The organism is Micromonospora sp. CA-246542 (genome assembly GCF_050942905.1).
In the GTDB taxonomy this organism is placed as follows: domain Bacteria; phylum Actinomycetota; class Actinomycetes; order Mycobacteriales; family Micromonosporaceae; genus Micromonospora.
This window is the reverse complement of record NZ_CP192040.1, coordinates 1817366-1840034: the sequence shown is the minus strand read 5'-3', so window position 1 is coordinate 1840034 and position 22669 is coordinate 1817366. Positions and strand designations below refer to the sequence as shown.

Sequence of the window (22669 nt, the reverse complement as noted above, 5' to 3'; positions counted from 1 at the left end):
CCCCGCGCCAATCCGGAGACCGCTGCCGCGGTCCGCCCATCAAGACGATATCTGGGCAAATGCCGCAATGTTTGGGGATCGTCCGCCGAGCGGCTCGACCGGCGGCGACGCCACCTCACCTGGCCGAAGCGCCGAGGACGACCCCTACCTGACCTTGACAACGTGAACGGGCTGCCATCAACTAGTCGGATGAGTGATCCGGCCGCCAGCGCGCTCCGGCCGGGCGCTGTTCCGGCCGCCCCCGCCGGGATCGACCTCGATCGGCTCGCGAGCTACCTGGCGACGCACCGACCCGAGCTGGCCGCCGGCCCGCTGCGCGCCCACCTGATCGCGGGCGGCAAGTCCAACCTCACCTACCTGCTGCGCCTCGGCGAGCGGGAGGTCGTGCTGCGCCGTCCACCGCTGGGGCACGTGCTGGCCACCGCGCACGACATGGCCCGCGAGTTCCGGGTCATCTCCGCGCTCGCGCCCACCGAGGTGCCGGTCCCCGGCGCGCTGCTGCTCTGCACCGACACCGAGGTTCTCGGCGCACCGTTCTACCTGATGGAACGCATGCCCGGCGAGGTGTTCCGCACCCGCGCCCAGACGGATCCGCTGGGCGACGAACGACGCCGGGATCTCGCCCTGGCGATGATGGACACCCTCGCCGCGCTGCACACCGTCGAGCCGGCCGCCGTCGGGCTCGCCGACTTCGGCCGCCCCGAGGGCTACCTGGCCCGGCAGGTCCGCCGCTGGGCCGGCCAGCTCGACCGCTCGCGCAGCCGCGATCTGCCCGGCATCGACGAACTTCGCGACCGGCTCGCCGCGACCGCCCCCGAGGGCGCGAACACCGGCCGCATCGTGCACGGCGACTACCGGCTGGACAACCTTCTCGCCTCGGCCGACCCGGTTTCCGTACACGCCGTCCTCGACTGGGAGATGGCCACCCTCGGCGATCCCCTCGCCGACCTGGGGCTGCTGCTGACGTACTGGGACGTGCTGGGCGACAGCGACACCGCCGCCGGCAACCCCGTCGCCGACGGCCTCGGCCCGCGCGCCGGCTTCCCCACCGGCGCCGAACTGATCGACAGGTACGCCGGGCGCAGCGACGTCGACGTCGGGCCGCTGCACTGGCACGTGGCGCTGGGCTGCTTCAAGCTCGCCGTCATCTGCGAGGGCATCCACTACCGCCACACGCTCGGGCAGACGCTCGGCGAGGGCTTCGACCGGATCGGCGACATGGTGGCACCGCTGGTCGCGCACGGGCTGACCGCCGCCAGGGAGCAGTGATGGACTTCGCGTACGACGCCCGGACCGAGGAGCTGCGCGACGAGCTGACCCGGTTCCTGACCGAGCACGTCTACCCGGCCGAGCCGGTGCACGCCGAGCAGGCGGCCACCGGCGACCAGTGGTCGCGTACCCCGGTGCTGGCCGAGCTGAAGGCCGAGGCCCGCAAGCGCGGCCTGTGGAACCTGTTCCTGCCCGACCCGCGCTACGGCGCCGGCCTCACCAACCTCCAGTACGCGCCGCTCGCCGAGCTGACCGGGCGCAGCCCGCACCTGGCGCCCGAGGCCGTCAACTGCGCGGCGCCGGACACGGGCAACATGGAGCTGCTGGCCGAGTTCGGCTCGGACGCCCAGCGCGAGCGCTGGCTCGTGCCGCTGCTGGAGGGCGAGATCCGCTCGGCCTTCTGCATGACCGAGCCGGAGGTCGCCTCGTCCGACGCGACCAACATCGCCACCCGGATCACCCGCGACGGCGACGAGTACGTCATCAACGGCCGCAAGTGGTGGTCGTCCGGCGCGATGGACCCGCGCTGCGAGATCCTCATCGTGATGGGCAAGACAGACCCGGACGCCGACCGGCACCGCCAGCAGAGCATGGTGCTCGTCCCCCGGGACACGCCGGGCGTGACCGTCCGCCGGGGCATGCACGTCTTCGGCTACTCCGACGGCACGCACGGCGGGCACGCCGAGATCGACTTCACCGACGTACGGGTGCCGGCGGCCAATCTGATCGGCGCGGAGGGCACCGGCTTCGCCATCGCCCAGGCACGACTCGGCCCGGGCCGCATCCACCACTGCATGCGATTGATCGGAATGGCCGAACGGGCACTGGAGTTGCTGTGTCGCCGGGCCAACGAGCGGATCGCGTTCGGCCGCCCCCTCGCCGAGCAGGGCGTCGTGCGGGAGTGGATCGCCGAATCGCGGGTCCGCATCGAACAGGCCCGCCTACTGGTGCTCAAGACGGCCTGGCTGATGGACACCGTCGGCAACAAGGGCGCGCACACCGAGATCCAGGCCATCAAGATCGCCACGCCGGCCATGGCGGAGTGGGTGATCGACAAGGCCATCCAGGGGTACGGCGGCGCGGGCGTCAGCCAGGACACCCCCCTGGCCGCCCTCTGGGCACAGACCCGCACCCTGCGCCTCGCCGACGGCCCCGACGAGGTCCACCGCAACTCCCTGGCCAAACGCGAACTCCGCCGCTGGCTCCCCTAAAACCCCCGCCCCCGTCCCTGCCTCGCGCCCCGCGCCCGCCCCCGCAGCACGCGATCTTGCACTTTCTGTCGACAGTTCGCGCGGAATATCCCGTATGTCGCCACAGCAAGTGCAAGATCGGCCGGGAGAGGGGGCAGGGAGCGCGCGGGACGGGGCGGGGCGGGGTGGGGTGGGGTGGGGTGGGGAGGGGTTACGCGCTGGCTCGGTGGACCAGTTGGGTGTCCAGGAGGATGTGTGGGGCGGGTAGGTCGTCGCCGCGGATGCGGGCGACCAGCAGCCGGGCCATCTGCCGACCCATCTCCTCCACGGGCTGGAACACGCTCGTCAACGGTGGGTCCGCCTGGCGGGCGACCGGCGCGTCGTCGAAGCCGATCACGGCGACATCCTCCGGGACACGCCGGCCGGCGTCGCGCAGGGTCCGCAACGCGCCGAACGCCATCAGGTCGGACGCGACGAAGACGGCGTCCAGGTCCGGGCAGGCGTCCAGCAGCCGGCGCATGGCGGTCGCCCCACTGCTCTCGCTGAAGTCGCCGTACGCGATGAGGTCGGGGTTGACGCCGACGCCGGTGGCCTTGACGGCCTCGGTGTAGCCGGCCAGTCGGGCCAGGCCGGCGCCCATGTCCTGCGGGCCGGCGATGGTGGCGACGCGCCGCCGCCCCTGGCTGGTCAGGTACTCAACCGCCTGCCGTGCGCCGCCAACGTTGTCCACGTCGACGAACCACGCCGGCTGGGCCCCGGGTTGCAGCATCCGGGCCGGTCGGCCACCGAGCACCGCGGGCAGGCCGCGCTCCTCCAGCAGGGTGGGCAGCGGATCGGAGTCGTGCAACGACAGCAGCAGTACGCCGTCGACGTGCTGGTTGGTGAGGTGGTGCTCGACGCGCTCCCGCTCGACCGGCGACTGGGCCATCGCCAGCCAGAGCTGCATGGGCGTCTCCAGCAGGCCGGAGCTGATCCCCCGCACGATCGCGGCGAAGAACGGCTCGGTGAAGACCCGCTCCCCGGATTCGGACACCACCAGGGCGACGGAGTCGGTCCGCTGGGTGACCAGCGCGCGGGCGGCGCGGTTCGGCACGTACCCCAGCTCGGCGATCGCCTGTTGGACCGCGGCCCGGGCCTCCGGGCTGACCTGGGGCGAGCCGTTGACCACGCGCGAGACCGTGCCCCGACCCACGCCGGCGCGCGCCGCGACCGCGTCGAGGGTCGGGCGCCCGAGCGAGCGGGTGCGCTGCGTTGTCATCGTCTGCTCCTCCGACGGCGGGCGGACCCGGCGCCACGCGAGAGTGGACGCCGGGACCGCCCTGATGGCTGGCCCGAGCCTATTGTGCGGCCAGACCGTTGCGTCGGATCACCGAGGCGTACCACCTGGCGCTGGACTTGGGGATGCGAAGCTGGCTGTCGTAGTCGACGTGGATCATGCCGAAGCGCTTGGTGTAACCCCAGGCCCACTCGAAATTATCCATCAATGACCAGGCGAAGTATCCCCGCAGGGGCACGCCCGCGTTGATCGCTTCGTGGCAGGCCCGCAGGTGGGCGTCGAAGTAGGCCAGCCGGTCGACGTCGTCGACCTGCCCGTCGACGACGGTGTCGACGAACGCGGAGCCGTTCTCGGTGACGTACAGCGGCAGGTCCGTGTACTCCTCGTGCACCCGGCGCAGCGTCTCCACCAGGCCCGGGGCGTCGATCTCCCAGTCCATGTCGGTCACCGGGACACCGCGGGTGACGAACCGGACGTCCTCGCTGCCCGGCCAGCAGGAGGGTGCCCGCCAGTACGGCTCGGGCTCGGCGCCCTCGATCGGCGCGGCGACCACGTGCCGGCTGTAGTAGTTGATCCCGACCAGGTCCAGCGGCGTGGAGATGGTCGCCAGGTCACCGTCGTGGACATGGTCGAAGTCGGTGACCTCGCGCAGGTCGGCCACCAGATCCTCCGGGTACGACCCACGCAGCAGCGGGTCGAGGAAGAAGCGGTTGGCCAGCCCGTCGATCCGCCGGGCCGCGTCGACGTCGGCGGGAGCGTCGGTGGCCGCGTCGACCGGGTACAGGTTGACGGTCACGCCCACCTCGGCCGTGGGCCGGGCGGCCCGCAGGGCCTGCACGGCCAGGCCGTGCCCGAGCATCAGGTGGTGGCCGGCGCGCACCGAGTCCGCGCCGTTGGACCGGCCCGGGGCGTGTACGCCGGAGCCGTACCCGAGGAACGCCGAGCACCACGGCTCGTTCAGGGTGGTCCAGTAGCGCACCCGGTCGCCGAGCGCGTCGGCGACGAGCGTCGTGTAGTCGGCGAAGCGGGCGGCGGTGTCCCGCGACGGCCAGCCACCGGCGTCCTCCAGCTCCTGGGGAAGGTCCCAGTGGTAGAGGGTGAGCCACGGCTCGATGTCGTGGGCCAGCAGGTCGTCGACCAGACGACTGTAGAAGTCCAGGCCCTGCGGGTTGGCCGCGCCCGAACCGCCGGGCTGCACCCGGGGCCAGGAGACCGAGAAACGGTACGACTTGAGGCCCAGCTCGGCCATCAGGGCGACGTCGTCGCGGACCCGGTGGTAGTGGTCGCAGGCCACGTCACCGGTGTGTCCGTTGACCACCCGGCCCTCGGTGTGGCTGAAGGTGTCCCAGATCGACGGGGTGCGGCCGTCCTCGGCCGCCGCCCCCTCGATCTGGTATGCCGCGGTCGCGGCTCCCCACAGGAAGCCGGGTGGAAAGGTCAGCCCGGAACGCTCGTCGAGGTCGACGGCGGATGGGCTGGCGGGGTTGCTCACGACTTGACGGCACCTTCCATGATCCCGCCAATGATCTGGCGGCCGAACAGAACGAAGACGATGAACAGCGGAAGGGTAGCGATGAGCGTACCCGCGAAAATCTGAGAATTGTCCGCGAAGTACGCGGTGTTCAGACTGCGCAGGGAGATCTGCACGGTCGGGTTGGCCGGGTCGGCGAGCACCACGAAGGGCCAGAAGAACTGGTTCCACTGCTCCATGAAGGTGAGCAGGCCGAGCACGGCCGCCGCCGGTCGCAGCGCCGGCACCACCACGTGCCAGTAGACGCGCCAGGTGGAGCAGCCGTCGACGCGGGCCGCCTCGATCAGCTCGTTGGGCACGGCCTGCTCGGCGTACTGGCGCATCATGAAGATGCCGAAGCCGCCGATCAGGAACGGCACCGTCACCGACGGCATCGTGTTCAGCCATTCCAGCTTGGCCATGAGGATGTACAGCGGGAGCACACCGAGCTGGATGGGAATCATCATCGAGGCCAGGATGATGAGCAGCAGCGCGTTCTTGCCCCGGAAACGCAGTTTCGCGAACGCGAATCCGGCGAGCGAGCCGAAGAACACGGTCGCCACCGTGATCGTGCCCGACACCAGGAACGAGTTCATCAGGCCCTTGACGATGTTCGCGTCGCCGTTGTCGAGCACCCGCTGGATGTTCTCGCCCAGCTTGCCGCCCGGCAGGAACGGCGGGGGCCAGGAGTTCGCGGCGTCACTGGTCCGCGAGGCGATGACGATCATCCAGTAGAACGGGAAGAGCGACAGGATGACGCCGAGGACGAGCCCGAACCAGGTGAGCGGGCTGGCCGTCCAGAGCTTCTCCGCGCTGTGGCGGATGCCGTTGCGTTCGGCCGGTGGCCGGACCGACGGCGGTCGCAGAGTGGTACTGGTCATGGGTGGGCCACCCTCACTTGTCGGAGCTGATGCGGCGGGCCAGCAGGTAGTTGATGAACGAGACGGACGCGATCAGCAGGAACAGCACCAGGGCAACGGCGCCCGCGTACCCCCACCGGAACCGCTGGTTCATGACGTCCAGCAGGTACATCGTGATCGTCTGGAACTGCCCCTCCGTGCCGCCGGAGAGCGCGCCCGAGCCGCTGGTGAACATCAGCGGCTCGGTGAAGAGCTGCAGACCGCCGATGGTCGAGATGATCAGCGTGAAGATGATGGTGGGGCGCAGCTGCGGGATGGTGATCGACCAGAACTGGCGGCGTTGCGAGGCGCCGTCGAGGGCGGCCGCCTCGTACACGTCCTTGCTGATCGACTGCATCGCGGCGAGGTAGATGAGGGCGTTGTAACCCACCCACCGCCAGTCGACCATCGTGGCGATGGCGACCCAGGAGGCGAAGCGGTTGGCCCGCCAGTCGATGGGGCCGAGACCGACCAGGTCGAGCAGCCAGTTCATCAGGCCGAAGTCCCGGGCGTAGATCATCGAGAAGATGAGCGCCACCACGGCGGTCGAGGTGATGATCGGCATCGCGATGGCCAGCCGGAAGAACATCTGGCCGCGGATGCGGCGGTTCAACGCGTTGGCCAGCATCAGCGCGATGAGCAGCTGCGGGATGGTGGAGAGTGCGAACATCCCGAAGGTGTTCACCACCGCGTTCCAGAACTGCGGGTCGTTCGTGAACAGCTCGACGAAGTTGTCCAGGCCGACGAAGCTGATCGTCGCGTTCATCGGTGACCGGTCGGTCATCGCGATCCAGAACGTGTAGACGATCGGGTAGACGCCGAAGATCGCGAAGAGCACGAAGAACGGCAGGACGAAGACGTACGGGGTGAAGCGCAGGTCCAGCCGGTTCAGCTGCCGGCGGCGCGCCGTTGAGTGCCGTGGCGCCGGGCGCGGCCCGCGGGCCGACGCGCCCGGTGGCGCGGGGGTCTTCAGGGAGCTCATGAGCGGTCCTTCACACTCGGCGACGCCTCGTGGGGCGCCGCGGCAGGGCGTGTTGACGCGGGTTCACGGGTGGTGCCGGAGCGGCACCACCCGTGAGCGCGTCGCAGCCGTTACTTGCCTGCTGCCTGGCCGTTCTTCACCGCGTCCTGCCAAGCGGCGTCGGCGGCCTTACCCTGCTCGATGCTGCGCAGCGCGTTCTCGACCGCGTCCCGGACCGCCTGGTTCTTCGGGCCGAGGTAGACCGGCTTCAGCTCCTTGGCGCCAGCGGCGAAGATCTTGCCGATCGGCGCGCCGCTGAAGTACTCGTTGGTGGCGGCGAGCACGGCCGGGTCCTCGAGGGCCTGCGGCGACGAGGGCAGGTTGCCGACCTTCTTGAACGCCTCGGTCTGGCTCTTGGCGCTGGTCAGGAACTTGGCCAGCTCAGCGGCTTCCTTCTGGTGCTTGCTGGACTTCGGCACGGCCAGCCAGGAACCGCCCCAGTTGCCGCCGTTGCCCGGCGCCTTGGCGACGTCCCACTTGCCGGCCGCCGCGTCACCGGCCTGACCCTTGATGACACCCGTCATCCAGGCCGGGCAGCCGATGGTGGCGAAGCTGCCGTTCTTGAAGCCGGCGTTCCACTCGTTGGAGAAGCTCCGCAGGTTGTTCGACAGACCCGCGCTGATCATCTTGGTGGTCTGCTGGAACGCGGTCTGCACGTCCGGGTTCTCGCCGACGACGAGCTTGTTGCTCTTGTCGAAGTAGGTGTAGCCGTTGCCCGCGCCCGCCGTCTGCATCAGCACGATGTTGTAGAAGTTGGTCGCCGAGTCGACGAACTTGTGCTTCTTGTCGGCGGCGGTGAACTTCTGACCCTGCTCGATGAACGCGTCCCACGTCGGCCAGAGGGCGCCAACCTGCTCGCGGTCGGTCGGCAGACCGGCGGCCTTGAAGAGGTCGCTGCGGTAGCAGACGGCCATGCCGCCGACGTCGGTGCCGAGACCGAGCACCTTGCCGTCCGGCGTGAGGCCACCCTCCCACTTCCACGGCAGGAAGTTGCCCTTGAGGTCGTTGGCGCCGTGGTCGGCCAGGTTCACGAACTTGTCGGCCTGCGCGAAGAACTGCACGATCGTGCCCTCTTCGAGGGCGACGACGTCACCGGCACCGGCACCGGCGGTGATCTGCTGCGTCAGCCGGGTGTTGTAGTCGCCGAGGCCGAGGCCCTTGCCGCGCTCCTGGATCGTGACGTTCGGGTGCTCCGTCTGGTACTGCTTGTAGAGATCCTCGTAGCCGAAGCCCTGGTCGCCGAAGACGTCGACGACCAGAGTGACCTTGCCGCCGTCCGAATCGGACGACGAGTCGCCGTCGCCGCAGGCGGTTGCCGCGGCGAGCACGGCGACGGACGCGAGCGCGATCGCCGCAAAGCGGCGACGTGAGGTGACGCTCATCCTGACCCCTCTCAAGTGGTGAGGCTTTGGTGTGTCGTACGTGGTGGGGGGTGCTGTAGCGCCCCGCGCCGCTCAGCCGGTGGCCGTGGACGTCTGGGGAGAGCTGTGAAGGAGACTTCCGCCACTCCCCCGGGAGCGCTCCCATGAGATTGCCGGGGCGCTACCAGGGTGTCAATAGACCATTGGGAGCGTTCCCAGATCGTTACCGCCCTGTTTCAGGCCGGCACACGGGGCATCGACGCCAGCCTGACCAGCCCGTTCAGCAGAAGCGACGCAGCAGCGTGGTGGCGACGGCGGGATCGAAGAACGTCGGGTCGAAGCCGCCGGTGACCCAGCCCGTCAGCAGAGCCCGCTCCGGATGGGCCGGATCGGCCAGGGCCGCCAGCAGCGTCTGGTAGACCAGTGGACCACCGATGCCCTCCGGTGGGCAGGCATGCTCCCCGTCGAGGCAGAGCGGGTACCGCTCGTCCTGGTCGGCGGTGAACGCGTCCTCGACGACCAGGTCGTGCTCCCACCAGTCGCCGAAGTCGTACGTGTAGGAGAACCTGCTGCCCTTGCCGAGCACCGCGTCCAGCCGGACGTCCAGCTCGTCGTGCAGCGCCAGGCCCTCGTCCGGGTCGGGCTCGCCGTAGGTCACCGCGTCGACCTCGAACGAGTGCAGGTGGCAGTCCCGCCAGCCCATCGCGTGCTGCGCGACCCGGTGCAGTCGGTCCAGCGTGTAGCCGGCCGGGACGAGCACCCGACGCCAGATGACCGGGCGCACGCCGGCGAGGGACATCTTCAGCTGGAAGATCTGACGCGGCATGCTGTCCTGTCCTTGAGCGGCTTAGGCTGCGAGCATGATCTGCCGAGCGTGCCGGGCCCGGCGGCACGACGACTGCCCGGGCCGGAACTGGTGCGACTGCCAGCACCGTACCGCTGAACCGACCCCTCCGGTCACCGGTCCGGCCGGCGAATGACGGTCGGAATTCCGATCCGACGGCTCTGGCCCGAGCCGTCCGTCGAGCCGCTCGACGACGCGGCGTTGACCGCCCTCTACGGCCGCGCCGACCAGCCCCGACTGCGAGTCAACTTCGTCTCCAGCCTGGACGGCGCGGTCACCGTCGACGGCTACTCCGCCGGGCTGTCGGGCGAGCCGGACAAGCGGGTGTTCGGCCTGCTGCGGATGGTCTGCGACGCTCTCGTGGTGGCCGCCGGCACCCTGCGGCACGAGGGGTACCGGGCCGTCCGCCTGGACGAGGGCCGCCGCGCCTGGCGCAGGGCGAACGGGCTGGCCGCGTACCCGACGTTGGTGGTCGTCTCCGGCGCCCTCGACCTGGACCCGGCGCAGGCCGCGTTCGCCGACGCGCCGGTCCGGCCGATCGTGCTCACCCACTCCGACGCCGAGCCACCACCCGGCCTCACCGACGTCGCCGACGTGCTGCGCTGCGGCACCGGCCGGGTCGACCTCGCCGGCGCCCTGGCCGGGCTGCACGGGCGCGGACTGACACAGCTGCTCTGCGAGGGCGGCCCGCACCTGCTCGGCGCGCTCACCGCGGCCGGCCTGGTGGACGAGCTGTGCCTCACGGTCGCACCGCTGCTCGCCGGGCCGGGACCGGGGCGGATCACCGCCGGCGACGCCACCGGGCCGACGCACCTGCCGCTGCGCCACGTGCTCGCCGCCGACGACGGCGTGCTGCTCCTCCGCCACGCCCGCGACTGACCCCCGCGTGACGGGCCGTCGCCCGGTCGCACACCCAGCGTCGCGGGTGTGACCGACCATGGTGTCGTCCGCCGCGTCGCGTGGCGACCTGTCGTACTCCTCGGGCAGGATGCACGTCATGCTTCCCGACCGTGCTGCCCGCCCGACCCGAGTCGCCCGATGACCGACGCCGACCTCGACAGCCCGGGCGAGCTGGTCGGCCGGGTGCTGGGCACCGCCGACGCCACGCCGTTGCAGTTCTGGACGGCGGTGGCCCCCGGCAGCTACCTACAGCTCGATGACGTGGTGGTAACCCGTCGGGAGCTGCCCGACCGCGAGCCGGTGACGATCGCCGGGGTGGTCACGCAGGTCCGGGCGCGGCACGAGGGCGCCCAGTTCGACTCGGACGTCTTCGCCATCGCCGACGGCACCCTGCCCGCGCAGGTGCAGGAGGCGGCCGAGGTCACCACCACGCGGGTCGACCCGGAGCTGTACGTGCCGCCGACTCCGGGGGCCGTGGTGCACCGCGCCGAGGGCGACGCGCGGGCCCGCGCGCTGCACTTCGACCGGATGGAACGGCGCATCCCGATGGGCATGGGCCGCGACGGCGTGCCGGTCTACCTCAACGCCGACTTCCTCGACGGCAGTCGGGGCGCGCACGTCTCGATCTCCGGCATCTCCGGCGTGGCCACCAAGACCAGCTTCGCCACCTTCCTGCTCTACTCGGTGTTCCGCTCCGGCGTCCTGGGCGGCGACGCCGTCAACGCCAAGGCGCTGATCTTCAACGTCAAGGGCGAGGACCTGCTGTTCCTCGACCATCCCAACACGCGCCTCGACGAGCCGACCCGGGCCGCGTACGCCAAGCTGGGCCTGAGCGCCGGTGCCTTCCCCGACGTGCGGGTGTACGCCCCGCCCCGGGTCGGTGACGCGGCCGGCACGCCGGACGTGAGCAGCCGGCTGACCGGCGTGGACGCCTTCTACTGGACGTTGAGCGAGTTCTGCTCCGACCGCCTGCTGCCGTACGTCTTCGCCGACGCCGACGACGAGCGCCAGCAGTACACGATGGTGGTCCACTCGGTGGCCGCGCACCTGGCCCGGTACGCCCAGCCCGCCGACGGGGGCGTGAGCATCGACGGGGTCCGGCTCGGGTCCTACGGCGACCTGGTGGACCACATCGTCGATGCGCTCAACGACGACGAGACCCGCTCCGACTGGGCGGGCAGCGCGGTCGGTCTGGGCACCGTCAACGCGTTCGCCCGCCGGCTGATCGGCAGCAAGAAGGACCTGGCCCGGCTGATCCGTGGCGACCTCGCCGTCCGTCGCCCGCACTCGATCAACACCAGCGAGTCGGCGCAGGTCACCGTCGTCGACCTGCACAACCTCCCCGACCGGGCGCAGCGGTTCGTGGTGGGTGTGACGCTCAAGAGCGAGTTCGAGCGCAAGGAGAAGGCCGGCACGGCCAAGCCGCTGCTCTTCGTCGTCCTCGACGAGCTCAACAAGTACGCCCCCCGGGAGGGCTCCTCCCCCATCAAGGAGGTGCTGCTCGACATCGCCGAGCGCGGCCGCTCGCTCGGGGTCATCCTGATCGGCGCGCAGCAGACGGCGAGCGAGGTGGAGCGCCGCATCGTCACCAACTCGGCGATCCGGGTGGTCGGCCGGCTCGACCCGGCCGAGGCGTCCCGCCCCGAGTACGGCTTCCTGCCGCCGGCCCAGCGACAGCGGGCGCTGCTCGCCAAGCCGGGCACCATGTTCGTCAACCAGCCGGACATCCCGGTGCCGCTCTGCCTGGAGTTCCCGTTCCCGGCGTGGGCCACCCGGGTCTCCGAGGCGGGCCGGGCACCCTCGGAGACGCTGCGCTCGATCACCCAGTCCGCCGACCCGTTCGCCGTGGTGGGCTCCGGCGGCGGCAGCGACGACGACATCCCGTTCTAGGCAGGGGCCGGTGCAACTGTGAAGATCCTGCACACCTCCGACTGGCACGTGGGCAAGGTGCTCAAGGGGCAGTCCCGGGCCGAGGAGCACAAGGCCGTGCTGGCCGGGGTGATCGACATCGCCCGCGCCGAACAGCCGGATCTGGTGATCGTCGCCGGTGACCTCTACGACACGGCCGCGCCGACCTCGGAGGCGACCCGGCTGGTCACCCGGGCGCTGACCGCGCTGCGTCGCACCGGCGCGGACGTGGTCGCCATCGGCGGCAACCACGACAACGGGCCCGCGCTGGACGCGCTGCGCCCGTGGGCCGAGGCCGCGGGCATCACGCTGCGCGGCGGGGTACGCGAGAATCCGGCCGAGCACGTCATCGACGGCACCACGGCCGGCGGGGAACGGTGGCAGCTCGCCGCGCTGCCGTTCCTGTCCCAGCGGTACGCCATCCGCGCGCTGGAGATGTACGAGCTGACCGCCGCCGAGGCCAACCAGACGTACGCCGACCATCTGGGTCGGGTGCTGGGCCGACTCACCGAGGGATTCTCGGAGCCGGACCGGGTGCACCTGGTCACCGCGCACCTGACGGTGACCGGCGCGGCGGCGGGTGGCGGCGAGCGGGACGCGCACACCGTGCTCGGCTATGCGGTGCCGGCGACGGTCTTTCCGGCGACGGCGCACTACGTGGCGCTGGGCCACCTGCACCGGGCGCAGCGTGTCGAGGGCCCGTGCCCGGTGCGGTACAGCGGCAGTCCGCTCGCCGTCGACTTCGGCGAGCAGGAGAACGTGCCGTCGGTGACGGTCGTCGAGGTGACCGCCAGCACGGCCGCCCGGGTGCGGGAGGTGCCGGTGACCGCGGCGAGCGCGCTGCGGACGGTCCGCGGCACGCTGGCCCAGCTCGCCGAGATCGAGGTGCCGGACGCCTGGCTGCGGGTGTTCGTGCGCGAGCAGCCCCGCGCGGGCCTGCGCGAGGAGGTGCAGGAGCTGCTCCCCCGGGCGCTGGAGATCCGGATCGACCCGGAGCTGCTGGCGGCGCCGGGCAGCGGCACGCGGGTCGCCCAGCGGTCGGGGCGTTCCCCCCGGGAGCTGTTCGGCGACTACCTGGACAGCCGGGGGCACGACGACGAGGGCGTCCGGGAACTCTTCGACGAGCTCTTCGAGGAGGTCGATCACTGATGCGGCCGATGCGGCTGGACATGGCCGGGTTCACGGTCTTTCGGGACGAGACGACGATCGACTTCACCGACGCCGACTTCTTCGCGCTGATCGGGCCGACCGGCTCGGGCAAGTCCACCGTGCTGGACGCCATCTGCTTCGCCCTCTACGGCACGGTTCCCCGGTGGGGTGGCACGCGGGGATTGACCAACGCCCTCGCGCCGTCGGCGACCGAGGCCCGGGTGCGGCTGGTCTTCGAGTCCGGTGGCTCCCGGTACGTGGCGACCCGGGTGGTGCGCCGGGACGGTCGGGGCAACGTGAAGACCGCGAACGCCGGGTTGCAGGTGATGCCGGCCGGCTTCGACGTGACCAAGCTCGACACCGGGTTGAGCCCGGACGACCTGGGCGAGGTGATCGCCGGTACGCCCGCCGAGATGGAGCAGGCGGTGCTGGAGGCGGTCGGGCTGCCGTACGAGCAGTTCACCAGCTGTGTGGTGCTGCCGCAGGGGCAGTTCGCCGACTTCCTGCACGCCAAGCCGGCCACCCGCCAGCAGATCCTGGTCAACCTGCTGGGCCTCGGCGTCTACGAGGACGTGCAGAAGAGGGCCACGGCCCGTGCGGCGCAGGCGGAGGCCAAGCTGGACGCGGTCGACCAGGTGCTCGCCGGCCTGACCGGGGTGGACGACGAGGCGGTGGCCGAGGCCGACGCCCTCGTCGTGGAGATGGTCGAGCTGGCCGGCGCGGTCACCGGGGCCATGCCGGAGCTGGCGGCGGCCCGGGGACGCGCGCGGGAGGCGGCGGCCGCCCTGACCGCGCTCGACGACGAGCTGAGCGTGCTGTCCGCCGTCCGCGCCCCGCGCGGCGTGGCCGAGGTGGCGCGCGCGGTGGCCGCGGCGCGCGCCGAGTCCGACGCGGCTGCCGCCGCGGTGTCGCTGGCCGAGGAGCGGGAGGAGAAGCTGCGCGGTGAGTTGGCCGGCGCCGGCGACGAGAGCGCGCTGCGGCTGCAACTGCGGGCGTACGACGATCGGGATCGGCTGACCGGCGAGGCCGACACGGTCCGCGCGGCGGTGCGTACGGCGGACGAGGAGCACACGACGGCGGTGGCGGCGCTGGCCGCCGCCCGCGCGGAGGCCGAGCGGGCCGACGCCGAGTTGGAGGCGGCCTTCCGGGCACACGAGGAGGCAAGGCCACCGACCTGGCGGTCGGCCTGCGGGCGCACCTGCACCCGGGCGGGCCCTGCCCGGTGTGCGAGCAGCCGGTGGCGCGGGTGCCGGCCGTCCCGGCGGATTCGGCGGTGGCCGCCGCGACGGCAGCCGGCAAGGCGGCGCGGGCCGCCACCAAGGCGGCGCAGGCGGCCGTGCAGCAGCGGGACGCCGCCGCGCGTGACCTGGAACGGCTGCTGGTGCAGGCCCGCGCCCGGCAGGAGCAGGTGGACGCCCGGCTTGCCGAACTGGACGGGCAGCTCGCGGGCGCGGCCGAGCCGGCGGTGCTGCGCCGGGAGCTGGCCGAGCACGCCCGGCTGCGACGGGCCCTGGACGAGGCGGCGACCGCCGTACGGGCGGGCCGGGACAGCGCCCGCCAGGCCCGCGCCGGGGTGGACGCGGCGCAGGAGCGACTGCGGGCGACCTGGCGGGGCTTCGACACCGCCCGCGACGGGCTGGCCCGGTTCGGGCCGCCGGCCGCCGACCGGGACGACGTGGCGGCCTCCTGGGCGGCGTTGACCGACTGGGCGACGGCCGAGGCGGAGCGTCGTCGTGCCGATCGGGCCGGCCGGGTCACCGTCGTCGCCGAGGCCGAGGCGGCGGCCGACGAGGTGCAGCGGCGGATCGCCGACCTCTTCGCGGCGGCCGACGTGCCGGTCGGCGACGATCCGGTGCACGCCGCGACGGTGGCCGTCGAGCGGGCCGAGGCCGACCGACGCCGGCTGGCCGAGCGCCGCGAACAGGCCGGCACGTTGCGCGAGCAGCGGGCCGGGCACGAGCGCGAGGCGCAGGTGGCGCGGGCCCTCGCGGGGCACCTGCGGGCCAACAACTTCGAGCGGTGGCTGCTCGCGGAGGCGTTGGACCTGCTGGTCGACGGCGCGTCGGGGATCCTGCGGGAGCTGTCCTCGGGTCAGTACGAGCTGGTGCACGACAAGGGCGAGTTCTTCGTGGTCGACCACCACGACGCCGGACTGCGCCGGGGCGTACGGACGCTCTCCGGCGGCGAGACGTTCCAGGCGTCGCTGGCGTTGGCGTTGGCGCTCTCCGAGCAGTTGGCCGGCATGTCGACGACGGCGGCGAGCCTGGAGTCGATCGTCCTGGACGAGGGTTTCGGCACGCTGGACGCGGCAACCCTGGACACGGTGGCCGCCACGCTGGAGAACCTGGCCGCCCGGGGTGACCGGATGGTTGGCGTGGTCACCCACGTCGCGGCGCTGGCCGAGCGGATCCCGGTCCGCTTCGAGGTGCGCAAGGACGCCCGCTCGGCGCGCGTCGAACGGACCGGCCGGTGAGCGCGGGCGACGCGGCGTTCTTCGTCGACTCCTGGGACCCGTCGTACGGGGCGTCGTTCGAGGCGTCCGCCTCCGGGCCCGCCACCCCGAGCAGCACCCAGGTCGAGGTCGACGTGGAGTTGCCGGCCGTCGACTGGCGGGCGATCGGCGTACGCGCCGACGTGCGGGCGCCGGACGTGGTGCTCCTGGTCGACGGGGTCCGTCGGATCGACGCGAGCATCTGGACGGCGGAGGAGGACGGCGGGTCGTTTCCGGGGTTGGCGGCGTCGTACGCGGCCGGCGTGGTCCGCTGCGACCTGGGTCGGGGCGCGGCGCAGTTGGCCGGCACGCAGGTGGGCCGGGGTCTGTTCACGGCGAGCCCGTCGGCGCGGGACGTGGTGGCGGGCGCGATCCGCTATCCGGTGCACCGGGTGGGCGGCACCGGCGAGCTGGCGAAGTTGCCGGCGGCCGTGCAGGGCCCGTTGACCGCGTTGGAGGTGGCGGTGTCCGACGCCGTCCGGGTCGACGGCGATCTGTTGGTGGTGGACGGTCCGCTGCGCAGTCGGCACCATCTGCCGCGCACGCTCGGCTACATCAAGACCCAGCACAGCCAGTACCTGGACGCCCGGCTGACGGCGGTGGTGACGGGCCTGGCGCCGGGTGAGCGGTCGCCGGTGTTCCGGCTCGGCACACCCTGGGGCGGCTGGTCGTGGTATCTGCGGCTGCCGGTGGCCGTGGGCGCGCCGTGGGCCGGCATCGTCCGGGTGGAGTGCTCCACCGAGTTGCCCGTCGAGGCGGCGATCGACCTGGCCGACCTGTCGCTGGTCACGCTGCCCCGGTTCGCCTCGACGCCGTACAAGGACCCACGGGCGCCGCAGAACCTGATCCCGATCGCCGGCCTGGAGCGCCGCCTGCGCGCGCTGCTCGGCGACTCCCGGCTGCTGCACCGCGCGTTGACCGCCGCGGCACGTGTCGGTCGCTGAGCGGGCGGGTCACGGTGGGGCGTAAACGAGCGGGTGACCGGGTGGTCGAGCGGGTGGACACCGGGCAGGCCGAGCTGGTGCCGTCGCCGGACCGGCCCGGTTCGTGGACGTTGCTGCTGGACGGCGCGCCGCAGTCGCACGTCGACCTGAGCGACCCCACCCACCTGGAGTTCGAGTACGTCCGACGGCTGGCCGCCGCACTGGACCTGATCGCGCCTCCGGGCGAGCCGCTGCGGGTGCTGCACCTGGGCGGCGGCGCGCTGACCCTGCCCCGGTACGTGTCGGCGACCCGCCCCGGCTCGACGCAGCGGGTGTCCGAGGTGGACGGCGCCCTGGTGGAGCTGGTGCGGCGCGTGCTGCCCTGGCCTGCGGACGCGCGGCTGCGGGTCCGCGTGCAGGACGCGCGGGCCGTGCTGACCTCGACGCGGGACGCCAGCTACGACGTGGTGGTCGCCGACGTGTTCGCCGGTGCCCGCACACCGGCGCACCTCACGTCGGTGGAGTACGCCGCCGAGGTCGCGCGGGTGCTCCGCCCGGCGGGCTGGTTGTTGGCGAACCTGGCCGACGGCCCGCCGCTGCGGTACGCCCGCAGTCAGGTCGCCACGGTGCGCTCGGTGCTGCCGCAGGCGTGCCTGGTCGGCGACGCGGGGGTGCTGCGCGGTCGCCGGTACGGCAATCTGGTGCTGGTCGCCGGGCGGACCACTCCCCCGGTGCCCGGCTTGACCCGGCGGGCGGCCGGCGACTGGTTTCCCGGCCGGGTGGTGGCCGATGACGAGTTGGACCGCTTCGCCAGCGGGGCGGCGGTGGTGCGCGACGCCGACGCCACCGGCTCGGATCCACCACCGCCGGGGCTGTTCTCCGTCCGCCGCTGACCGGTCACCGGCGACGCCGCCGAAGTTTTTTTCGTTGTTCGTTGATCCGCTCGGGGCGTGGCTGCGTACCACCGGGCGGCCCGCCTTGTGGGGGCGGCGTTGGTCACGGACATCCCGGAGGTCTGCATGCATGCGGTGGCGGCCGGTTGGCATGGCGACGCGGTTGGCGCGGACTGGTTGTCCGCGCGGTCGTCGTCACGGTCGACCTCGTCTGCCCGGGGGGTCGACGCCCGAGCCACGTCTCGCCAAAATGGTCCGGTGACGCCCCGACCGGCGCCCGGGCGCCACCAGGCGACGACAACCGAGGCCAGCCACTCCGACCAGTTGATCCGGCTGCTCTACGCCGAGCACGCCGGTCCGTTGCTGATGTTCGTCATGCGGCTCACCGGGGGGGACCGGCAGCGCGCGGAGGACATCGTCCAGGAGACGCTGCTGCGGGCCTGGCGCAACGCGCACCGTCTCGGCGCACAGGGGCAGGGTTCCCTGCGGCCGTGGCTGGTCACCGTGGCGCGTCGGATCGCCATCGACGAGCACCGCAGCCAGGAGGCCCGGCCGCCGGAGACGTACGACCGGGACCTGACGGCGTTCGCCGAGGCGGACAGCACCGACCGGGTGCTGCGCACGATGACGGTGGCGGACGCGCTGCGTACGCTGAGTCAGTCGCATCGGGAGATCCTGATCGCGACGTACTTCCGGGGGCGGACGGTGCCGGAGGCGGCCGAGGAGTTGGGGCTGCCGTTGGGCACCGCCAAGTCGCGGGTCTACTACGCGCTGCGCGCCTTGCGCACGGCTCTTCAGGAGCGGGGGGTGACAGAATGAGCCGGCCAGACCACATGGACGTCGCCGCGTACGCGCTCGGCGTGCTTGACGAGCAGGACACCGAGCGGTTCGAGGAGCATCTCGCCGCGTGCTGGGCGTGCGCGGCCGAGTTGGAGACGATGGTGCCGGTGGTGGGCCTGCTCTCCGGCATCGACGGCGAGACGATGATGGCCCTGGAGCAGACCGCCACGGATCCGGCGCTGCTGGACCGGACATTGGTCGCGGTCCGGGCCGACCGGCGGCGGACCAGGTTTCGTCAGATGCTCGCGACCGCCGCGGCGGTGGTGGTCTTCGGCGGGTTGACGGGGTACGGCTTCGTGAGCGTGGCCGGGGACGAGACGCCGGGCAATCTCGCGGAGCCGTCGGTGAGCGCCGGCGTCAACGACCCGCCGACGAGCGCGCCGACCGCGCCGCCGAGCGGTCCGGGCGTCGGCGGCACCGAGGAGGAGGGCGACCAGGTCGACGCCACCGACCCGACGACCGGCGTCCAGACGACGATGTTCCTCCTGGAGCGGGAGTACGGCACCCGCATCAACTTCAGCCTGCGGAAACTGCCCGGCCCGCGCACCTGCCGGTTGGTGGTGGTGCGCAAGAACGCCACCACCGAGGTTATTTCCACGTGGTCGGTGCCCGAGGGCGGCTACGGGACGAACAATCGCCCGCAGGGTCTTGAGCTGAGCGCGTCGACGTCCGCGTTGACGAGCGACATCAAACAGCTCCAGGTGCAGTCGGTAGACCGTAACGGTGTGGCGAGCCCGCTGGTCACGGTGCCCATGTAGGGTCGCGTACCATCGTCGACGCCGGCCATTGTCCAATGGCCGGCGTCGATTTTTGTTTCCGTCGAGCATTCCGCGTGGGGCCGTACGGATCATCGTTCGCTACGGTTCAATCAAAACCCGTGAAATTGACCACTGTTACTTCTTCAACCTTGACAGCCCGCTCGCCGTACCTATGGGTGAACTGCCAAGAATGAGGAGGGCACGTGGCACAGATGAAGCGGACCGTCATCGTCGCGAGCGCGATGGTCGCACTAACGGCCTGCGCTCCCGCGGGTTACGACGGGGCGAACTCGAGCGCGGCCGAGCCGGTCGCCGTCGCCGCGGCCGAGCCCAGCGCGTCGGCGGAGCCCGAGGCGTCGGCATCCGCGGAGGCGCCCGTCGCCGACGCGCCGCCGGCCGCGGACGTCGACCTGACCGAGCAGTTGATCGGCAAGAAGATCGCCCGGATGGGCAACGTGGTGACGGACCAGGACGGCTGGGTCCTGTACCGCTTCGACAAGGACACCGCCGACCCGCCCGCGTCGAACTGCGTCGACAAGTGCGCGCAGGTGTGGCCGCCCGCGCTGACCGACGGCAACCCCCAACTCACCGGCCTCTCCGACGACAAGGTCGGCAGCGTCACCCGCCAGGACGGCACCCGCCAGCTCACGATCGGCGGCTGGCCGGTCTACCGCTACATCGGCGACAAGAAGCCCGGCCAGTGGAAGGGTCAGGCCGTCGGCGGCACCTGGTTCGTGGTCGACCAGAACGGCAAGAAGAACCTGACCTGCCTGCCCACCTCGACGCCGAAGGCCGTCGCGCCGCCGGCCGACAGCGGGTCGAGCGACGCCGGAGGCTCGGGCTACTCGTACTGATCCCGTTACCGCCGGGGTACGACGGTGGCCGGTCGCAGCCGCGGAGGGCGCGACCGGCCACCGTCGTACCCCGCAGCGCGTCGGCGGACGGCGGCGACCGGCACCGCCGCGTGACCTGGCAGAGTGGCAGGGTGACCGAGACCGAACCCGCCGCGACCAGGGTGCTGCACCCGCCGGTCGGATACCGGCTGGCCGCGTCGGTCCGCGCGCTGACCTTCAGTCCGTACGACCCGTGCGCGCGCATCGCCGCCGGCACCTTCTGGTGGGCGACCCGCACCCCGCAGGGACCGGCCACGCTCGCTCTGCGACCGGCGGGCGGTGATCTGCTCGCCGAGGGTTACGGACCGGGCGCCGAGCATGTCGTGGCACACGCCGACGGGATCGCCGGGCTGCGCGACGACCTGACCGGCTTCGCCGAGCTGGCGGCGGCGCACCCGCTCGTCGCCCGGCTGGCCCGGGAGCACCGGGGACTGCGCATGCCCACCACCGGGCAGGTCTTCCCCCGACTGCTGCGGGCGGTCTTCGAGCAGAAGGTCACCGGCAAGGAGGCGTACCGGGCGTACGCGGCGACCGTGCGGCACTTCCGCGAGCCGGCGCCCGGCCCGCTTCAGCCGCTGCTGCTGCCGCCCGAGGCCGCCGCGGTGGCCGCCACCCCGTACTGGGTGTTCCACCCGTTCGGCGTGGAGCAGCGCCGGGCCGACACGCTGCGCCGGGCCGCCGCGCTGGCCGACCGTCTGGAGCGCTGCGTCGACGCGGCGGAGGCGACCCGCCGGCTGACCGCCATCGCGGGCATCGGGCCGTGGACCGCCGCCGAGGTGGTCCGGATCGCGTACGGCGACCCGGACGCGGTGAGCGTGGGCGACTACCACATCCCGAACACCGTGTCCTGGGCCCTGGCCGGCGAGCCGAGGGGCGACGACGCGCGGATGCTGACCCTGCTGGAGCCGTTCCGGGGGCATCGGGGTCGGGTGTGCGTGCTGCTGGAGGCCGCCGGTATCCAGGCGCCGAAGTACGGCCCGCGCGCGCCGATCCGCTCGTTCGCCCGTTTCTGACGCGGCCGGGTCAGCGGCGGGTGCAGAGCCTGTGCAGGGTTCGACCGAGCCACCAGGCGTACGCATGCTGCACCGCCCGGACGGCCGGACCGGCCGCGCGGGTGAACCAGCGATCCGGAAGGCTGAAAGCGCGGACCTCGAACCACACCGCGCCGGCGTCATCCCGGACGACCTCGAACGCCTCCTCGCCGCGCTCCGGATGCCCGGGCAGCGTGCCGTACCCGAAACCGGCCAGGCTGGGTGATTCCGTACTCCAGATCACCTGGCACGGTCCCCAGAGGCGGGCCGGCCCGAGGCCCAGACCCACGGTCACCAGCACTCCCTCGGTGGCCCTTGGCGCGTCGGTACGTACGCGGACGCCAGCAGCACGGTGCAGCCGCCAGCTCAGCACCGCCTCGGCCGCGGTGTCGAAGCAGCCGTCCGGCAGCCGATACCGGTGGCCCAGGTGGTGGTACCCGCCGGGCAGCGGCCCCTGCCGGGTCGACCCCACCTCCGGGTACGTCAACTCGGCCACCGCACCCCCACGACCTCAATCGGACACCGGCCAGGGTACGGCCGGGCCGCCCATCGATGTCCACGGCGGCTGTGGTGTGCTTCCCCGATGAGCGTCGAGCCTCGCATCGTTCCGGCCGGTGTCGCGGACGCCGGCGAGATCCTCACCGTGCAGCGCGCCGCGTACCTGACCGAGGCGCAGCACTACTCCGATCCGTTCCTGCCGCCGTTGACCGAGACGTTGGACGAGGTGCGGACGGTGTTGGCCGGCCCGACGACGGTCCTCGCCGCCCGGCTGGGGCACCGGCTGGTCGGCTCGGTGCGGGCCCGCTTGGACGGGGACACCGCGCACATCGGGCGCCTGTCGGTGGCACCCGACCAGCAGGGACAGGGCATCGGCGTTCGGCTGCTCACCGCGATCGAGGAGGCCTGCGCCGGCCGCGCGGCCCGGTTCGCCCTCTTCACCGGCGCGGACAGCGCCCGCACCCTCGCGCTGTACCAGCGGTACGGCTACCGGATCGTGGCGCACCGCCCGGACCCGAACGGCACCCCGTTGGCCGTGCTGGAGAAACCGGCCGTCAGCTCCGCTCACAGCGACGCCTGAGCCCGTCGGCCTCCAGCCGGACGTAGCGGCGCAGCAGGCCGCCGTACAGCCGGCCGATCAGACCAGCCAGCGGTCCGCTCTGGTCGATAGCCACGTCGACCCGGGTACGTCCGTCGGGCAACGGCACCAACCGGTGCTCGCCACGGGTGTGCACGCCCGGGACGTCGGAGACCCAGGTGAATTCCCGCCCCTCGGTCAGCTCGACGACCCGCCACACCGCCGGGCGCAGTTTCGGCTGGGTCAGGCGGGCGGTCGCGCCGACCGCGAGGGGCCCCGGCTCACCCCGCTCGGCCCGGGTCACCGAGGCGGTCCACTCCGGCCACCGCTCAACGTCCACCAGCACCGCCCAGACCCGCTCGGCGTCCGCGCCGATCTCCGTGTCCGCTTCGAACCGCATCGCGTCCCCTCCCCCGATGGCGCCGTCCGGCACCTACT

20 protein-coding genes and 1 pseudogene are annotated in these 22669 nt (G+C 72.3%); 13 read left to right on the top strand and 8 right to left on the bottom strand.

All coding sequences use genetic code 11. The features are described from left to right. Positions 1–189: 189 nt before the first annotated feature. Together ACQP0N_RS08640 and ACQP0N_RS08635 are read left to right on the top strand one after the other, a co-directional pair. Positions 190–1269: a phosphotransferase family protein gene (locus ACQP0N_RS08640; RefSeq protein WP_433118975.1), complete on the top strand. Its 1080-nt coding sequence runs from the start codon at positions 190–192 to the stop codon at positions 1267–1269. Beyond that, positions 1269–2480, top strand: a complete 1212-nt coding sequence (locus ACQP0N_RS08635; protein WP_433118973.1) for an acyl-CoA dehydrogenase family protein — start codon at positions 1269–1271, stop codon at positions 2478–2480. The genes ACQP0N_RS08640 and ACQP0N_RS08635 overlap by 1 nt, the downstream gene beginning before the upstream one ends. A gap of 190 nt (positions 2481–2670) precedes the next feature. Here ACQP0N_RS08635 and ACQP0N_RS08630 read toward each other — a convergent pair whose 3' ends face one another. The 6 genes from ACQP0N_RS08630 to ACQP0N_RS08605 all read right to left on the bottom strand — a co-directional run bounded on the left by ACQP0N_RS08630 (position 2671) and on the right by ACQP0N_RS08605 (position 9352). Continuing rightward, complete coding sequence (locus ACQP0N_RS08630) at positions 2671–3717, bottom strand: LacI family DNA-binding transcriptional regulator (RefSeq protein WP_355051755.1); 1047 nt, start codon at positions 3715–3717, stop codon at positions 2671–2673. 79 nt (positions 3718–3796) lie between these two features. Next, entirely contained in the window at positions 3797–5227 is a 1431-nt protein-coding gene (locus ACQP0N_RS08625; RefSeq protein ID WP_433118971.1) for a GH1 family beta-glucosidase, read from the bottom strand. Then, positions 5224–6069, bottom strand: a complete 846-nt coding sequence (locus tag ACQP0N_RS08620; protein WP_355051884.1) for a carbohydrate ABC transporter permease — start codon at positions 6067–6069, stop codon at positions 5224–5226. The genes ACQP0N_RS08625 and ACQP0N_RS08620 overlap by 4 nt, the downstream gene beginning before the upstream one ends. A 70-nt stretch (positions 6070–6139) precedes the next feature. After that, positions 6140–7126, bottom strand: a complete 987-nt coding sequence (locus tag ACQP0N_RS08615; protein WP_355051753.1) for a carbohydrate ABC transporter permease — start codon at positions 7124–7126, stop codon at positions 6140–6142. A gap of 110 nt (positions 7127–7236) precedes the next feature. After that, on the bottom strand, positions 7237–8547 hold the full coding sequence (locus ACQP0N_RS08610; protein WP_357122891.1) for an ABC transporter substrate-binding protein: 1311 nt from the start codon (positions 8545–8547) through the stop codon (positions 7237–7239). 259 nt (positions 8548–8806) lie between these two features. Continuing rightward, the gene (locus tag ACQP0N_RS08605; RefSeq protein WP_433118968.1) at positions 8807–9352 is read right to left on the bottom strand and encodes a plasmid pRiA4b ORF-3 family protein; all 546 of its coding nucleotides are present in this window, start codon (positions 9350–9352) and stop codon (positions 8807–8809) included. 150 nt (positions 9353–9502) lie between these two features. Between ACQP0N_RS08605 and ACQP0N_RS08600 the strand changes: the two genes are divergently transcribed. The 10 genes and pseudogenes from ACQP0N_RS08600 (at position 9503) to ACQP0N_RS08555 (ending at position 21138) form a co-directional block, all read left to right on the top strand. Then, positions 9503–10249 carry a pyrimidine reductase family protein gene (locus tag ACQP0N_RS08600; RefSeq protein WP_433118966.1) on the top strand — a complete coding sequence of 249 codons (747 nt, stop codon included), beginning with the start codon at positions 9503–9505 and terminating at the stop codon, positions 10247–10249. A 159-nt stretch (positions 10250–10408) separates the two neighbouring features. Next, positions 10409–12160: an ATP-binding protein gene (locus ACQP0N_RS08595; protein ID WP_433118964.1), complete on the top strand. Its 1752-nt coding sequence runs from the start codon at positions 10409–10411 to the stop codon at positions 12158–12160. Positions 12161–12178: 18 nt separating this feature from the next. Then, the gene (locus tag ACQP0N_RS08590) at positions 12179–13327 is read left to right on the top strand and encodes an exonuclease SbcCD subunit D (protein WP_433118962.1); all 1149 of its coding nucleotides are present in this window, start codon (positions 12179–12181) and stop codon (positions 13325–13327) included. Then, positions 13327–15800, top strand: a pseudogene (locus tag ACQP0N_RS08585) (AAA family ATPase). Before ACQP0N_RS08590 ends, ACQP0N_RS08585 begins: the two are co-directional and overlap by 1 nt. Further along, positions 15797–16762 carry a hypothetical protein gene (locus ACQP0N_RS08580; protein WP_433118960.1) on the top strand — a complete coding sequence of 322 codons (966 nt, stop codon included), beginning with the start codon at positions 15797–15799 and terminating at the stop codon, positions 16760–16762. Before ACQP0N_RS08585 ends, ACQP0N_RS08580 begins: the two are co-directional and overlap by 4 nt. Positions 16763–16776: 14 nt before the next feature. After that, entirely contained in the window at positions 16777–17634 is an 858-nt protein-coding gene (locus ACQP0N_RS08575) for a spermidine synthase (RefSeq protein ID WP_355051745.1), read from the top strand. Between the two features lie 126 nt (positions 17635–17760). After that, the gene (locus tag ACQP0N_RS08570; RefSeq protein WP_355051883.1) at positions 17761–18453 is read left to right on the top strand and encodes a sigma-70 family RNA polymerase sigma factor; all 693 of its coding nucleotides are present in this window, start codon (positions 17761–17763) and stop codon (positions 18451–18453) included. Then, positions 18450–19232 (top strand): anti-sigma factor family protein, encoded by a 783-nt coding sequence (locus ACQP0N_RS08565; protein WP_433118957.1) that lies wholly within the window; start codon positions 18450–18452, stop codon positions 19230–19232. The genes ACQP0N_RS08570 and ACQP0N_RS08565 overlap by 4 nt, the downstream gene beginning before the upstream one ends. 203 nt (positions 19233–19435) lie before the next feature. Beyond that, positions 19436–20086 (top strand): COG4315 family predicted lipoprotein, encoded by a 651-nt coding sequence (locus tag ACQP0N_RS08560; RefSeq protein ID WP_355051743.1) that lies wholly within the window; start codon positions 19436–19438, stop codon positions 20084–20086. Between the two features lie 131 nt (positions 20087–20217). Continuing rightward, positions 20218–21138, top strand: coding sequence for a DNA-3-methyladenine glycosylase family protein (locus ACQP0N_RS08555; RefSeq protein WP_433118955.1), 921 nt, complete (start codon positions 20218–20220; stop codon positions 21136–21138). A gap of 10 nt (positions 21139–21148) precedes the next feature. On the opposite strand, the gene ACQP0N_RS08550 is transcribed toward ACQP0N_RS08555, so the two are convergent. Continuing rightward, positions 21149–21652: a DUF1990 family protein gene (locus tag ACQP0N_RS08550; RefSeq protein WP_433118953.1), complete on the bottom strand. Its 504-nt coding sequence runs from the start codon at positions 21650–21652 to the stop codon at positions 21149–21151. Between the two features lie 87 nt (positions 21653–21739). On the opposite strand from ACQP0N_RS08550, the gene ACQP0N_RS08545 reads away from it, so the two are divergent. Then, positions 21740–22234 (top strand): GNAT family N-acetyltransferase, encoded by a 495-nt coding sequence (locus ACQP0N_RS08545; RefSeq protein ID WP_433118951.1) that lies wholly within the window; start codon positions 21740–21742, stop codon positions 22232–22234. Here ACQP0N_RS08545 and ACQP0N_RS08540 read toward each other — a convergent pair. Then, the gene (locus tag ACQP0N_RS08540) at positions 22209–22631 is read right to left on the bottom strand and encodes an SRPBCC family protein (RefSeq protein ID WP_433118949.1); all 423 of its coding nucleotides are present in this window, start codon (positions 22629–22631) and stop codon (positions 22209–22211) included. The genes ACQP0N_RS08545 and ACQP0N_RS08540 overlap by 26 nt on opposite strands. Between the last annotated feature and the right edge of the window lie 38 nt (positions 22632–22669).